Annotated in this window: 9 protein-coding genes, 2 tRNA genes and 1 pseudogene; 9 read left to right on the forward strand and 3 right to left on the reverse strand. The window is 43.4% G+C overall.

What is annotated here, in order from left to right:
* The first annotated feature begins 113 nt into the window (after positions 1–113).
* The 4 genes and pseudogenes from NI464_RS03790 (at position 114) to NI464_RS03805 (ending at position 8,669) form a co-directional block, all read left to right on the forward strand.
* Positions 114–3,209, forward strand: a pseudogene (locus NI464_RS03790) (multidrug efflux RND transporter permease subunit).
* Between the two features lie 172 nt (positions 3,210–3,381).
* Positions 3,382–6,510: an efflux RND transporter permease subunit gene (locus NI464_RS03795; RefSeq protein ID WP_253137773.1), complete on the forward strand. Its 3,129-nt coding sequence runs from the start codon at positions 3,382–3,384 to the stop codon at positions 6,508–6,510.
* 162 nt (positions 6,511–6,672) lie between these two features.
* Entirely contained in the window at positions 6,673–8,013 is a 1,341-nt protein-coding gene (gene mgtE / locus NI464_RS03800; protein ID WP_004731854.1) for a magnesium transporter, read from the forward strand.
* A 74-nt stretch (positions 8,014–8,087) separates the two neighbouring features.
* Positions 8,088–8,669, forward strand: a complete 582-nt coding sequence (locus NI464_RS03805; RefSeq protein WP_247143075.1) for a DUF4112 domain-containing protein — start codon at positions 8,088–8,090, stop codon at positions 8,667–8,669.
* Between the two features lie 80 nt (positions 8,670–8,749).
* On the opposite strand, the gene htpX is transcribed toward NI464_RS03805, so the two are convergent.
* Together htpX and NI464_RS03815 are read right to left on the reverse strand one after the other, a co-directional pair.
* Positions 8,750–9,655: a protease HtpX gene (gene htpX / locus NI464_RS03810; protein ID WP_004280540.1), complete on the reverse strand. Its 906-nt coding sequence runs from the start codon at positions 9,653–9,655 to the stop codon at positions 8,750–8,752.
* A 176-nt stretch (positions 9,656–9,831) separates the two neighbouring features.
* On the reverse strand, positions 9,832–10,704 hold the full coding sequence (locus NI464_RS03815; RefSeq protein ID WP_219308758.1) for a lytic transglycosylase domain-containing protein: 873 nt from the start codon (positions 10,702–10,704) through the stop codon (positions 9,832–9,834).
* 499 nt (positions 10,705–11,203) lie between these two features.
* Here NI464_RS03815 and ttcA point away from each other — a divergent pair, with 499 nt between their 5' ends.
* Both ttcA and NI464_RS03825 read left to right on the forward strand, forming a co-directional pair.
* Positions 11,204–12,130, forward strand: a complete 927-nt coding sequence (gene ttcA / locus NI464_RS03820; RefSeq protein ID WP_253137774.1) for a tRNA 2-thiocytidine(32) synthetase TtcA — start codon at positions 11,204–11,206, stop codon at positions 12,128–12,130.
* Positions 12,131–12,336: 206 nt separating this feature from the next.
* Positions 12,337–12,723 carry an SCP2 sterol-binding domain-containing protein gene (locus NI464_RS03825; RefSeq protein ID WP_004280536.1) on the forward strand — a complete coding sequence of 129 codons (387 nt, stop codon included), beginning with the start codon at positions 12,337–12,339 and terminating at the stop codon, positions 12,721–12,723.
* A 93-nt stretch (positions 12,724–12,816) separates the two neighbouring features.
* On the opposite strand, the gene NI464_RS03830 is transcribed toward NI464_RS03825, so the two are convergent.
* On the reverse strand, positions 12,817–13,932 hold the full coding sequence (locus NI464_RS03830; RefSeq protein ID WP_253137775.1) for an MltF family protein: 1,116 nt from the start codon (positions 13,930–13,932) through the stop codon (positions 12,817–12,819).
* A gap of 362 nt (positions 13,933–14,294) precedes the next feature.
* Here NI464_RS03830 and greB point away from each other — a divergent pair, with 362 nt between their 5' ends.
* The 3 genes from greB (at position 14,295) to NI464_RS03845 (ending at position 15,330) form a co-directional block, all read left to right on the forward strand.
* Positions 14,295–14,789 carry a transcription elongation factor GreB gene (gene greB / locus NI464_RS03835; RefSeq protein ID WP_253137776.1) on the forward strand — a complete coding sequence of 165 codons (495 nt, stop codon included), beginning with the start codon at positions 14,295–14,297 and terminating at the stop codon, positions 14,787–14,789.
* 88 nt (positions 14,790–14,877) lie between these two features.
* A tRNA-Ser gene (locus NI464_RS03840) sits at positions 14,878–14,967 on the forward strand.
* Between the two features lie 273 nt (positions 14,968–15,240).
* Positions 15,241–15,330: transfer RNA gene (locus NI464_RS03845), tRNA-Ser, on the forward strand.
* The last annotated feature ends 6 nt before the right edge of the window (positions 15,331–15,336 follow it).

A 15,336-nucleotide genomic window follows, 5' to 3' on the forward strand; every position in this document is an offset into this window, starting at 1 on the left:
GCTTTTATGTGTTTAATTCTTGCATTCTAGTGCTATGTCACTGAATATTTGGATATAGCATGCTTATGTTCTGCATCAATTTACCCCTATTTAATTAAAAGTGACCCGGACTTATGCTGTCTAAATTTTTTATCCACCGCCCGATCTTTGCTGGGGTACTGGCGATTGTTGTCATGGCAATCGGCCTGTTCGCAGTGATGAACCTGCCAGTGGAACGTTATCCGGACATTGCCCCGCCAAGGATAACGGTGGCAGCAACTTATAGCGGCGCTTCTGCGGAAACTGTGGAAGAAAGCGTGACTCAAGTGCTGGAACAGCAAATCAAAGGCATTGATCATCTGCTGTATTTCAGTTCGAGTAGTGATTCTTCAGGACGCAGCCGGGTCAGCATTAGCTTTGAGAATGGTACCGATCCGGATACTGCACAGGTGCAGGTACAAAATGCGATTAATGGGGTACTAAACCGATTACCGGAAGATGTACAACGCCAAGGTGTCAATGTCTTTAAATCGCTCGGTGATACCCATATGGTAATTAGCCTGTATGATGAGTCGGGGCGCAGCAACAATATTGAACTTTCCGACTATCTGATGACCCATCTGGAACAGGACATTTCCCGGATTGAAGGCATTGGTGAGGTGGATGTTTTTGGTTCACAATATGCGATGCGGATCTGGCTGAATCCGGCAAAATTAAAACAATATAACCTGATGCCAAGTGATGTGCGTGCTGCGATTGAAGCCCAGAATACTCAGGTCGCTGCTGGTGCGATTGGTGATCTTCCAGCCATAGACGAGCAATACCTGAATGCCAAAGTTACTTCAGGTTCACGGCTAAAAACCGTGGAAGAATTCCAGAATATTATTGTCAAATCGGATCGTGCCGGCAGCTTTATTTATTTGAAAGATATTGCGCGGGTGGAACTGGGTGCTGAAAATTATCAATCTTATAGTACCAATAATGGTTATCCATAAGCAGGTCTGGGTATTTCACTGGCCTCAGGGGCCAATGCCATTGCCACCTCTAATCTGATTAAGGCTGAAATTGCCCGTATTTCCCAGCAATTGCCTGAAGGCTATAAAATTGCTTACCCACGTGACAATACGCCTTTTGTACAAGAATCAATTAAAGAAGTGATCAAAACCCTGATCGAAGCCGTGATCTTGGTCATCATTGTGATGTTCATTTTCTTGCAGAACTGGCGTGCCACTTTGATTCCTACCGTGACTGTTCCAGTGGTGATTTTGGGTACCATGGCGGTGCTGTATGCACTGGGTATGAGTATCAACACCTTAACCTTATTTGCGCTGGTTCTGGCGATCGGCCTGTTGGTGGATGATGCGATTGTTGTGGTGGAAAACGTCGAACGGTTGATGCATGAAAAGCAACTGTCTGCCAAGGACGCGGCCCTGGAATCCATGCAGGAAATTAGTGGAGCACTGATCGGGATTACTTTGGTTTTGACCGCAGTCTTTATTCCGATGGCTTTCTTTGGTGGTTCGACTGGCGTGATCTATCGCCAATTTTCTATCACTTTGGTTGCGGCCATGTCGCTGTCCTTAATGGTGGCATTGATTCTAACCCCAGCATTGTGCGCGCTTATTCTAAAACCGAATCCTAAACCGGCAAAATGGGCATCCTGGTTTAACCAGAAACTGGATCATTTAAAACATCGTTATCTGAATTTGTCTAAACTCACGGTCCAGCGTCAGGCAATCTGTTTGCTGCTGTTTGCCGGATTGATCGGTGTGTTTGCGCTGTTCTATCGTGCCTTGCCGACCAGTTTCTTACCGAGTGAGGATCAGGGGATCTTAAGCTTGCAAATCAAATTGCAGGAAGGCGCTCCGATGAAAAATACCATTCAGATCGGTGAAGAAGTCCGTAAGTATTTTCTAGATCAGGAACAAGCTAATGTCAATCTGGTGATGATCCGTTATGGGCGAAATTTCTCTGGAACTGGTCAGAACCTCGCGACCGGTTTTGTAGCGTTGAAACATTGGGATGAGCGTTCCGGTCAGGACAATACTGCACAAGCGATTCGTGAACGGGCCTTGAAGCATTTCCAGAGTAATCACAATGCACAAATTAATGTGTCCATGCCAGCTTCAGTCAATGGTTTGGGACAAACCGATGGTCTGGATTTCTGGATTCGAGACATCAATGGCAATGGTCGGCAATATCTGGAACAACAGTTTAAAGCACTGGAAGCTCGTGCCGGCAACTATACAAGCTTTGAAAATCTGGGCAAACGTTCTAATCCTGACAAAGCAGAACTACGTGTCAATATTGACCAGAAACAGGCCATGGCCAATGGTCTGACTCAATCGGCGATTAACAGTACCTTATCCAGTGCCTGGGGCGGCAGTTATATTAATGACTTTATTGATCGCGGCCGGATTAAACGGGTGATCATGCAGGGTGATGCAGAATTCCGTTCCAAGCCGGAAGATCTGGCGCAGTGGCATGTGCGAAATGACCAGAATCAGATGGTGCCTTTCAGCAACTTCTCGCAAGTGGGCTGGAGTGGTGGCCCTGAAGTGGTCAACCGCTTTATGGGGTATACCGCATTGCAAATGGAAGCGGATCGGGCCAAAGACAGCAGTTCCGGTCAGGCCATGCAGGATGTGGAAGCTTTGATTGCCGAGCAGGAAGGAGTCGATGTGGTCTGGAGCGGTCTTTCCTTTGAGGAAAAACAGTCCAATAATCAGGCGATCTGGCTGTATCTGATTTCAATTGGCTTTATTTTTCTGTGTCTGGCGGCTTTATATGAAAGCTGGAGCATTCCAACCGCCGTGATGTCGGCAATTCCACTGGGGATTGGCGGCAATATTATTTTTAGTTATCTGGCTGGTTTCCCGAATGATATCTATTTCCAGATTGCCTTGCTGACCACCATCGGTCTGTCCTGTAAGAATGCTATTTTGATTGTAGAATTTGCTTCATTAGCGCAGCAGCAAGGTAAATCGGTAGTAGAAGCCGCACTAGAAGGTGCGTCTTTGCGACTACGTCCGATCTTGATGACTTCTTTGGCCTTTGGCGCCGGGATTTTACCGCTGGTCTTTGCTACAGGGGCAGGTGCGGTAAGTCGTCAGGAAATTGGGGTGAGTGTATTTGGTGGTGTCATTTTTGGAACATTGCTGGTGCTGATTTTTATTCCATTTATGTATGTTTTGATTCGCCAACTCATCATCAAAAAATCGAGTGCTTAAAACAAAGGAAAACTCTAGAGCTTAAAAATCCCCGTTTATACGGGGATTTTTTTATCGTTAAAATTTATCCGATAGCTGGTTGCGTTTTCAGCATGGTGTGAAAATTGCTATAGAAATCATCTATTCATACAAGAATGCGTCGTGAGAATGCATCTGATGGGGATTTTTATTCATGTTGTCACGCTTTTTTATTTATCGACCTAAATTTGCAACCGTGATTGCCATTATCATGATGGTATTAGGAATTTTTGCACTGCAAAAAATTCCGATTGAGCATATGCCGAATATGGATGCACCTGCGTTAGGTGTTTCTGCGGGGTATCGTGGTGCATCTGCGGAAACCGTTGAGCAATCGGTCACGCAAATTTTAGAACAAGCGATAAAAGGCATTGAAGGTTTGGAAAGCTTTCAGTCCAACAGTAGCGTGGGGCGTGCAAATCTGGCCCTGTCGTTTGAGCAAGGCGTGGATCTCGATCAGGCACTGTTGCAAGTGCAAAATGCGGTCAATGGTGTGCTAAGTCGATTGCCTGAAGAAACCCAGCAAAATGGAGTGGCTGTTTATAAACAAGGTTATGATCAATTTGCATTACTGAGTTTATATGATGAATCAGGGAAGGCGACACCTACAGAGCTTGCTGACTATTTAATGGTGCATGTTGAACCGCGTTTTTCCCGTATTGACGGGATGGGTGAGGTGGAGCTTTATGGCGCAGGCTATGCGATGCGCATTTGGCTCACTCCACATAAACTGCGCCAATTTAATCTGATGCCGAGTGATATTCGCAATGCAGTCGAGGTACAAAATGCACCACTTGTGTCTGGTTCTATTGGTGGATTACCGACAGCACAAGATCAATACATGAATGCTAAGGTCAGTGCGGGATCACGTTTAAGTAGCATTGATGAATTTGAAAAAATTATTGTGAAAACAACAGATTCAGGTTCAGTGCTATACTTGAAAGATGTCGCACGTGTTGAGTTAGGGGCAGAAAGTTATAATCATTTAAATTATACCAACGGTCATTTATCCGCTGCATTATCGATTCAATTGGCGCCACGGAGTAATGCAATTGCAGTTTCAGAGCAGATGCAAACGGTATTGAAAAATGCCCAAGTCAATTTGCCTGCACATTATCAATTGCGCATGACCATGGACAAAACCCCATTTATTACCAGTTCAATTGAACAAGTCGCGAAAACTCTGGTTGAAGCGATGGTACTGGTAGTCTTGGTGATGTTTATCTTCCTGCAAAACTGGCGCGCCACTATTATTCCTGCAGTCACGATTCCGATTGTAGTTTTAGCCACATTTGCGGTGCTGTATGTACTGGGAATGAGCTTAAACAGTTTTACCTTGTTTGCCCTGATTTTGGCGATTGGCCTGTTGGTCGATGATGCCATTGTGGTCGTGGAAAACATTGAACGTTTGATGCATGAAGAACATTTGGATGCTCAGGCTGCAGCTTTAAAGTCAATGAAGGAAATTAGCGGTGCATTGATCGGGATTACTCTGGTCTTAACTGCTGTATTTATTCCCATGGCATTTTTTGGCAGTATGACAGGGGTCATCTATCGTCAGTTTTCCATCACGTTGGTCGTGGCAATGCTACTTTCTTTATTGGTGGCACTTATCATCACCCCTACATTTGCAGCGCAACTGCTAAAGCGTCAACCACATCAACCAAAATGGGCACAGCGTTTTAATCGTGGCATGGATAAGCTCACCATGCATTACCAAAAGCTTTCTGCACGTAGCATGCAGTTTAAAATGACGATGTTGGCTGTATTTAGTATATGTGTTTTAGGCTTTGGCTGGCTTTATAAAACCTTGCCCGAAGGGCTGATGCCAACGGAAGATATGGGCTTTGTCATGGGTCAAATTGTGATGCCGGGTAATGCACCACGTTCTGAGATAGAAAAAGTCGGGCGTGAAGTCCAAGACTATTTAATGCAGCATGAATCTGAGCGCATCCAAAGCATTGGGATTTGGTATAGCGGAAACAATGTTGGGGTTGGGCCTTATCGTGGTCAGCTCTTTGTCGTATTAAAGGACTGGGCAGCGCGTAAAAATCCTGAAGATACCGTCTTTGCTATTGTCGATCGTGCACAAAAGCACTTTGCCAATCATGCCAATGCCCAGATTTTCTTTATGGCGCCTTCTATGTCTAGTAATGGACGTGTGGTCGACTTTTGGTTACAAGATTTAGATTCACGGGGCAGCGAGTTTTTACAGCAATCCTTCTCTGAGATTGAAACCCGTGCCAAAGCAAAATCATCGATTGAATATTTACAACTTGATGTACCCAAAGAAAGTGCCGAGCTGAATATTAAACTGGATATAGAACGTTTACTCAAATATGCCGTACCTCAGCAAAGTTTTAACAGTACGTTGGCTGCGGCTTGGAGTGGTACCTATATCAATGACTTTATTGATCGTGGGCAAATCAAACGGGTCATCATGCAAGGCGAAGCGGAGTTCCGTTCTAAACCTGAAGATTTGGCACATTGGCATGTCCGTAATAGCAAAGGCGAAATGTTATCGTTTAATCAATTCACTACGCTGAATTGGCAAGGTGGACCGAATAGTATCAACCGTTATATGGGCTATAACGCCGTGCCTGTATATGCAAGTATTCCCAAAGATCAATTTTCGGGTCAAACCATGCAAGATGTCGAAGCTTTAGTCGATGAACAAGACGGAGTAAATTTGGCCTGGAGTGGAGCCGCCTTAGAAGAAAAACGTAGCAGTGGGCAAGCTATTTTCTTGTATCTAATTTCGATTGCCTTTATTTTCTTATGTTTAACGGCACTCTATGAAAGCTGGACGATTCCTGCTGTGGTGTTGACCGCGATTCCTCTGGGCGTGGGAGGAAGTATTCTGTTCTGTGTCTGGTTTGGTTTTGCGAACGATATTTACTTTCATATCGCCTTGCTGACGACTATCGGTCTGTCCTATAAAAATGCAATTTTGATTGTAGAGTTTGCTGCACAAGCAGAGCGGGCAGGTCATACTCCGGTTCAGGCCGCGATAATGGCTGCGGGCTTACGCTTGCGTCCTATTGTCATGACTTCCATTGCATTTGCAGCGGGTGTATTGCCTTTGATGTTTGCCACGGGCGTCAGTGCAATCAGCCGGCAGGAGATTGGCAGTAGTGTTTTTGGTGGGGTGCTATTTGCTACTGTCCTGGTACTGCTGTTTATTCCCTTTATGTATGTATTGATCCGTAGTCTCATGATTAAAAAAACGGTTTCTCAATCAGTGGTGATAGAGCATCCATCTTTAGAAAGTGAACAAGCCTGACTCAGTCAGGCTTTTTTCTGGCTAAATATCGAGGAATTGATTTATACAAAAAATATCGTCATATTGCAGCATGATCATTAAAATTATTCACATGAAAAATTAGGATACATAGGGATCAGGACAAACATCTCTTGAATGCCAGACTTTTATAATGAGCTGCTTATGCCGACAATTTCAGAAAAAATCCAGCATATCCAACAACAATTACATTCTGAAAATCACGACATCGCTGTAGGCTTACTCAGTCAGCTGAATGTCGCCGATCAGGCGCGCATTTTAAGTCGTTTAGATGCTCGGCAACAGGCCCAAATTTTAAGGCAACTGAATGAATCAAGCTTGGTCTATGCCTTTATGCCCCTAGGGCAGCAGTTAAACGTGACAAAGTACTTATCCATTTCAGAACTTGTTCCTATTCTGGACGCAATGCCCTCTGATGATTTTGTCGATATTTATAAGCAGTTTTCGCCGCCGCTACAGCTGCAATTGATGAGTGCATTATCTGAAGAATCCCAGCAGACACTCAAAGATCTGGCCATCTATCCGGAAGGTACAGCGGGTGCCATGATGAGCTCAAGTTTTGTGACGCTCTCACCCGATTTAACCATGGATGAAGCGATTCAGGCTTTACGTGTGGTGGCCGCCGGGCAGGAAACCCTGTATTTGATTTATATTGTCGATGCAGAAGAACGGCTGATCGGTGTGATTTCCTTAAGGCAGATCATACAGGCCTTACCTGAGCTGAGCATTGCCGAGGTGATGCAACGTGACGTCATTTCTGCTCAGGTAACAGATGATCAGGAAATTGTAGCTCGAGCCTTGGCCTATTATGATTTTATTGCTCTGCCTGTAGTTGATGCACAGCAAAAACTCTTAGGAATTGTTACTTATGACGATGCTATGGACATTGTCGAAGCCGAAACCACTGAAGATATTTTAAAGTCGGGTGCAGTGACACCGTTGACTGAATTGAGCCTTAAAACTGCCCCGATTTTGACCCTGTATCAGAAGCGGGTCTTTTGGCTGGTCATTCTGGTTTTTGGCAGTCTGCTCTCGGGAATCGGCATTGCACACTTTGAAGAGATCATTGCCGCACATATCGTGTTGGTATTTTTCTTACCGCTTTTGGTGGGTAGTGGCGGGAATGCCGGTTCGCAATCAGCCACCTTGATGGTGCGTGCCTTGGCCACAGGCGATGTCGAATTTAAGGATTGGTTTAATTTGCTCAGTCGCGAATCTCTGGTGGCGCTGTGCTTAGGCGGCACTATGGCGATTGCGGTATCCATTCTGGGTTATATTCGGGGAGATATCATGGTCGCTGTGGTGCTGGCCATCAGTATGCTCGGGATTGTGTTGACGGGCTGCCTGATCGGCATGAGTCTGCCTTTTATTTTAAATAAACTCAAACTTGATCCTGCCAGTGCTTCGGCGCCGTTAGTGACTTCTATCTGCGATGCTACCGGTGTGATTCTGTATTTATTCGTTGCTTCCAAATTATTGTTTTAATTCACAGATTGATACATCAGCCTAGAAAAAATACTTTATGCTCAAGAAAATCAGCATTATTTCTGGAATAACTTATGCCTGAGTCTGGACAAAAACCAAAATTAAGCCAACAAGAGGTGATACGTCTGGAACGTGATCTGGCCAAGTTTGCCAATATGATGGACTCCGTGGTGCGTATTCCGTTTACCAAGCAAGGGGTGGGGGCAGACGCAGCTTTGAGTACGATTCCGGTTGCTGGAGATATTGCCGGTTTTGTATTGACCTGTTATGCCATTCATAAGGCCAAACAGATCGGGGTTCCGAGTGCCAAACTCAATCCGGTGATGAAAATGGCGGCGATCGATGCGGTAGTAGGATTTATTCCGGTGGCAGGCACGGTCTTTGATATTTTTATTCGGCCCAGTCGCAAAGCGCTCGATGTCGTGCACCTGCATATTCGCGAGGAATATCAGATTAATAGCGATCGACATGTGGTGCATCCATTTTTGCATGAAAGTCTGGAACGCAAACAACAGCAATCTGGATTCTGGCGCAATCCTGTGGTGGCCTGGATCTGGATTCATATTCCGGATATTTTAGGCACTTTATTCCTGATTTTATTTATCTTCGCGATCGGGTGGGGTGCTATGGCGCTGTATCAATGGTTCAGCCAATGATAGGTCAGCTAAAGAATAATTAAATCCAATAAAAAAGCCTACAATTGCAGGCTTTTCTTGAATCAAAACTAAAGTTTTACTTAAGCACAATCTAGTTGTTGCAATGCAGCGACACGCTGTTCGATGCTTGGATGCGTCTGGAACAATGCAGCAAGGCTAAAGCCTTCTTCTTTACCCGCAGAAATCGCAAATGCTTTCATTTCTTTCGGCATGGCATCTGGCATTTCAGATTCTGCCTGTAAGCGCAGTAATGCTGAAATCATGGCTTGTTTACCTGCCAGACGTGCACCTGCTTCATCAGCACGGTATTCACGGTGACGAGAGAACCACATCACAATCGACGACGCCAAAATACCGAATACGATATCCAGCACAATAGTAATCACGAAATAGGCAATACCCGGGGCTTCACCTTCTTCACGACCAAAGACATTGCGGTCAATAAAATCGCCCGCGACACGTGCGAAGAACATCACGAAGGCGTTCACAACACCTTGGATCAGTGCCAGAGTGACCATGTCACCATTGGCGACGTGACCAATCTCATGCGCCAATACTGCACGAAGTTCGTCTTTGTTCATACGCTCAAGCAAGCCGGTTGATACCGCAACGAGAGCATCGTTTTTGTTCCAGCCAGTGGCAAAGGCATTCGACTGGTAAGAGGGGAAAATACCCACTTCCGGCATTTTAATGCCTGCACGCTGAGAAAGTTGTGCAACTTCTTGGAGCAACCAGGCTTCAGCTTGGTTACGAGGTGCATTCGGGTCAATCAGTTCAGTACCCGTGGTCTTTTTCGCCATCCATTTAGACATGAACAGGGAAATCATTGAGCCGACCATACCGAACACAAAACAGATGACCAACAGGTTGCCTAGATTCAAGCCACCTGCGCCATGGTAACTACCGACACCGAAGAGTGACAAGATAATGCCAGCTACAACCAGTACCGCGAGGTTGGTTAGCAAGAACAAACCAATCCGCATCATTGAGAAATCCTCTTATTACAGAAAAATAATCTGATTATTAAATGTAAATCATTGAAATCAATATGCGGTGAAATGGAGAAGAATTCAAGGAAAAAATAGCATTTGGCTACAAAAAACACAGGATATTTTTTGTACTAATTAAAACATAGGTCTTTAAAAACAAAGCTGTTTAGAAATTATTCACTCAAATATATTTTTGCAGATGCTGACGCATTGGCGGTGGCATATGAGCCTGCCGGTGCATCGGTGAAACTGCCATCCGCTTGAGCAATGATCTGACGCTGATACTTGGCAGCCTGAATATTGGAAGCTGTGGTGGTTCCAGTCGAATAATTGTCAGAACTGGCAATCACACGGCCAGTATCAGAAGATGCTGTATAGGCAGCACTATGATTACCTAGACCTTGAGCATATAGGTTCTGATAACGGCTGCTGACACGACGGACATAGTCCTGAGTTTCACGAAACGGTGGTACGCCCTTATATTTGGCAACATTACCTTCACCGGCATTATAGCCGGCCAGTGCCAAGGTGGTATTGCCATTAAAACGTTTCAATAACCAGGCCAGATATTTGGCACCTGCCATAATATTCTGCTGCGGGTCATAAGCATTGCTGACATTAAAACGACGGGCAGTCGCGGGCATGAGTTGCATTAAGCCCTGTGCACCGACTGGAGAACGTGCCTGCACATTAAAACCGGATTCGGTATGCATCACGGCTTTAATCAAGCCTTCAGATACACCATAGGTTTGTGCTGCCTGACGGATGATCGAGTCATAGGCATTTTTATTTTTACTATAACTTGGCAATACCGAAGCTTCACTTGAACCCCAGTTGCTATAACTGTGAATATTGCTGTCTGGATAATAGGTTTTCTTTTCTACCTGTAGATGGTTATAGCGACTTTTCTTATTGGTCAATAAAGTACTGCCATTACTGTCACGTAATTGATAGATCGTTTGACCGGCATAAGCAAAATGACAACAGCTTGCTAATAGCAAACCACTGATCCCATAACGCCCCAAAACATACACATTTATTTTCATTGTTTATATTAAGTAAACACAAGCGAGAAAAATTCAATAAAGAGTTTAACAAAAAATTACGGAATGAAAAGACTTGTGCGCTGCATTTATAAACGAGTTTGTAAATGCAAGTCATTTTTTACATTTTAGCAGTAGAAAAAAAAATATGATTTAATTTAAAACCTTAGGCTTGACAGGTTTAACTAATTGATTTTTATAAATAATTAAATTGATCAAAAAATGATCAATTCAAAGAAAAGCCTTATCTTTTGAGCCGGACAAGTTGTCAAGTCTGTTTCAATCCACAAAGTTATCCACAGCTTTTGTGGACAACTGTGGAAAAGTCCAAAAGATAAGCATCTTGACTAAAAAATGAACGCAATCGTTCAATATATCAATCTAAATAAAACATGAAAATGAAACTAATAAGACATTTTCATGAAAATAAATTCTTTTGATGCGATAGCGGTCTGAATCGGCTAAAATTGCGCGGTATTTTTTTTATGGGTTAGTCTCGTCTATGTACTCGCCAGTTGAGTCCGAACAAGGATTTAATTTCAAACCTGAACTGCCAACAAGCTCAGCCTACTACCGTTTGTTGAAGAAGCTTCGCCGCCAGGTCGGACATGCCATTCGTGACTTCAAGATGATTGAAGAAGGCGATAAGGTCATGGTGTGTATTTCTGGTGGTAAAGACAGTTATACCCTGTTGGATATCCTGCTACAGTTCAAGCGCATCGCACCGATCAATTTCGATGTAGTGGCTGTGAATCTGGATCAGAAACAGCCAGGCTTCCCTGAAGATGTTCTACCGCGTTATTTAGAAGAAAATAATATTCCGTATTACATTCTGGAAAAAGACACCTACAGCATTACCAAAAAACTGACGCCAGAAGGCAAAACCTATTGTGCAGTCTGTTCGCGTTTGCGTCGTGGTTCTTTATACGGTTTTGCGCAGGAAATTGGCGCGACCAAAGTTGCTTTAGGCCATCATCGTGATGATATCTTGGCGACTTTCTTCCTGAACCTGTTCCATGGCGGCAGCTTGAAAGCTATGCCACCAAAACTGTTGTCTTCAGACAAAAAGAACATTCTGATTCGCCCACTGGCCTATGTGGAAGAAAAAGACATCATCAAATATGCAGAAATGCGTCAATTTCCAATTATTCCATGTAATTTATGTGGCTCTCAGGACAACCTGCAGCGCGCAATTATCAATGACATGTTACGTGATTGGGATAAAGCACATCCAAAACGTCTGCACAGCATTTTTGGCGCATTGCAAAATGTTTCGCCATCGCAGCTGGTCGATCGTGAATTATTTGATTTTGAAGTGCTGGACAGCCAGCGTGAATTCGACTTCAAAGGCAGTGATTCAACTGAAGAAGCTGTGGAAGGCGAGAACCGCCGGATCAATATGGTCAATCTGGGCTTTGCTGCAGACTAATTTTAGAACGTGTAGACATCAGCCTGCGGGTTGATGTCTGCTTATAAACATAAATAAAAATAGAACTACAAAAATTGAACGGCGCGTACAAAATTCGTTAGCCTTTGCGCTAATGATCATGATATAACAAAGCACAAGCATAATAGCTTCAACATGATGTCGTCTGGATAGTCGACACAAATGAACAAATAATTTGAGGAAAGATCATGCCTGCTTTTTTAACTGATGATTGGTTTTCAACTGTAGAAACTCTAACTGCGCAAGCTGGCGATTTGAATTTGCCACCAGCTTTGGCGAACCTTGCGATTAATTTGGTTGTAGCGGACACTACAGGTAATACTGAACTATCTTTAGATGGTGGGGCAATCAAGAAAGGTTTGTCTTCAAATGCCAAAACCACGCTGAATATGGATGGCGAAACTCTACGTAAAGTTTTCCTGGAATTTGATATGGCTGCTGCGATGCAGGCCTTCATGACCGGCAAAATCAAAGTACAGGGTGATATGTCACAATTGATGGCACTTCAAACTGCAAAGCCAAGTCAGGAACAAAAAGATTTGTTCAAGAAAGTGCTTGAAAATACTACGGCTTAATTCTGCTAAGACATTAGCCTGAATGAAGACCAAAAAAGCTTACCCTGAGGTAAGCTTTTTTTATGGCATTTTGATTAACGCTAAGGTTTCAGCTTAGATATTCACCAATTGTGGTGTGGTCTTGATATGCTCCAGATAAGCACGAATACGGGTCACATATTGTACCGCTTGACGGTAGCGACCATTATTGGCTTTATTTTGATCCAGATAGGCATATAAATTCACCCAGTTATTCGGGTTCTTGCCTTGCGACTGAATGCGCTTTTGCAACTGATTCACTGCACCTGGGCCCATATTATAAGCCACCAGTGCAAACCAGTTTCGATCTGGAAAAGGAATATGATCATAGCGACTAAGCATTTGATCATAATACTTGGCACCACCCTGAATGCTTTGAGCCGGATCAGTACGGTTACTCACGCCCATTGCTTTGGCTGTACTGTTGGTCAGCATCATCAAACCACGCACACCCGTCGGAGAAACTGAATTCGGTTTCAGATAAGATTCCTGATAACCAATGGCCGCCAGTAAATGCCAATCCAGATCATACTGCTGCGCTGTCTGTTTAAAACTCGCTTCATAGATCGGCAGGCGATTGTTCAAATCACGTTGAATAGTGGTCCAGGATTCCTCTTTCACCACATTCTGATTATAAAATGAAGCAAGCTGCTTGATGGCACCACTTTGTTTACCTTTGCAGACAAAAGCACTGGCCGTCTGGCTCAAAGGATCTGTAGCAGATTTAAACACCATATTTAAATTGGTATTCAAGCCATTACTCGACAGAATTGATTCATCGCCACAAGTGGCCGAGAACGACGTCAAACGCTTGTTTTCAATGGTGCGTATATCAGTAGTCGTCATAGCCAGATTGGCTTTACCCTGAGCAACCCACTGTAGGGCAGTCTGATTATCAGGAACGATTTTAAAATCGAGCTTTACATTCAGATTGTTGGCATAGTTACGAACCAGGTCATAACCGAAGCCATGTAGATGTTGTCCATCCTGGAATACGGTAGTCGGATTTTCAACCGCAACCACGGTCAACTTATTGCTATTGACCACATGATCAAACTGAAGTGTGGTCTTACTTGCATTGATACTGTGTAGGGGAATAAATGCAGTGCTCAGTACAAGTGCTTTCAAAGGGAGAGAAGAAATTACAGATCTTAGGCAAAGCCTCGACCCAGTGGATGAACTACTGTGCATGTTGTCTCCGCTACAAGTAATTTATGCCCTAAAAATCACAGCCAACAAAGCCAGAAATTTTAACAGTTTGATAAATTCAATAAGGGTTGGGCAGTCATGACGTCATTCAAAATGACAAGAGATTTAAAGATAATTATGTAGAAAAACTACATAGATTAAAAAGTAAGCATTTCCGGAAGTTGGTGGCATATTAATGATCTAAAAAACGATTGTCAAATTTTGTACACAAATTATTTTTAAAAATAATTTTAAGCTATTGAAATATAAAGTTAATTTTTTTGGAATTTTGCCATTGTGTTAAAATGGTAAATAAAATAAGCTGTTTGTAAGTTAAAACACTGAAAATATGATCAGCAAGACGTATGAAATCCAACTTAATCACCCGTGCTGGACACGATAAATTGGTGGCAGAACTTAAGAATCTCTGGTATGAAGAGCGCCCTGAAATTACCAAAAAAGTGAACTGGGCCGCCAGTCTCGGCGACCGTTCTGAAAATGCAGATTACCAATATAACAAGCAAATTTTAAGGAAAATTGATCGGCGGGTCAGATACCTCGGCAAGCGCCTCGAAGAGCTGAAAATCATCGATTTTTTCCCGGAGCAAGAGGGCAAGGTCTATTTTGGTGCCTGGGTAGAAATTGAAAATGAAGAAGGTGAACAAAAAACTTTACGTATTGTGGGTGTAGATGAAATTTATGATCATCATCCGCAGCATATTTCGATCAGTTCACCGATGGCACGCGCGTTATTAGGCAAGCAGGTCGATGATGAGGCCGAGGTATTGACCCCCTCCGGCAAGAAACTCTGGTTCATCAACTCAATTCGTTATGAAAAGCCAGAAAATTCAGCAGATTAATATAATTGATTTTATTTTGTGCAGTTGATGCAGTGAAAGTATAAAAATATTTGCCAAGCGTGATTTTTGTTTATATCATGTCGGCCATGGAAGCGTGGCAGAGCGGTTTAATGCACCGGTCTTGAAAACCGACGAGGGTGTGAGTCCTCCGTGAGTTCGAATCTCACCGCTTCCGCCAAATTTTAAAAACCCAGTCTATTTGACTGGGTTTTTTTATGTCTCAATTTTTTTCGGTTGTTGATCCACTTGATGCTGAATGTAGTTATTTCTCTCATCATCCTCTACTGAGTTAAATTCAACTCAAGATCATTTTCAATATTAAAAACTTTGATTGAAAATACCCATGTTGGCTTTGATTTCGGATGATTTTTAGCTGAATAAGCCGCTTTTTATAGAAGTTTCGCTAAATTTTATTGCCAAAAATCTAATTTATTTATATGATGGCGGCCAAGGAAGCGTGGCAGAGCGGTTTAATGCACCGGTCTTGAAAACCGACGAGGGTGTGAGTCCTCCGTGAGTTCGAATCTCACCGCTTCCGCCAAATTCT

The sequence above is a fragment of the Acinetobacter lwoffii genome, from assembly GCF_024129685.1.
In the GTDB taxonomy this organism is placed as follows: Bacteria; Pseudomonadota; Gammaproteobacteria; order Pseudomonadales; family Moraxellaceae; genus Acinetobacter; species Acinetobacter lwoffii_X.

Coding starts and splice junctions, on each gene's coding strand:
- NI464_RS03795 (WP_253137773.1), top strand. CDS start 3,382: ATGTTGTCACGCTTTTTTATTTATCGACCTAAATTTGCAACCGTGATT.
- mgtE (WP_004731854.1), top strand. CDS start 6,673: ATGCCGACAATTTCAGAAAAAATCCAGCATATCCAACAACAATTACAT.
- NI464_RS03805 (WP_247143075.1), top strand. CDS start 8,088: ATGCCTGAGTCTGGACAAAAACCAAAATTAAGCCAACAAGAGGTGATA.
- htpX (WP_004280540.1), bottom strand. CDS start 9,655: ATGATGCGGATTGGTTTGTTCTTGCTAACCAACCTCGCGGTACTGGTT.
- NI464_RS03815 (WP_219308758.1), bottom strand. CDS start 10,704: ATGAAAATAAATGTGTATGTTTTGGGGCGTTATGGGATCAGTGGTTTG.
- ttcA (WP_253137774.1), top strand. CDS start 11,204: ATGTACTCGCCAGTTGAGTCCGAACAAGGATTTAATTTCAAACCTGAA.
- NI464_RS03825 (WP_004280536.1), top strand. CDS start 12,337: ATGCCTGCTTTTTTAACTGATGATTGGTTTTCAACTGTAGAAACTCTA.
- NI464_RS03830 (WP_253137775.1), bottom strand. CDS start 13,932: ATGCACAGTAGTTCATCCACTGGGTCGAGGCTTTGCCTAAGATCTGTA.
- greB (WP_253137776.1), top strand. CDS start 14,295: ATGAAATCCAACTTAATCACCCGTGCTGGACACGATAAATTGGTGGCA.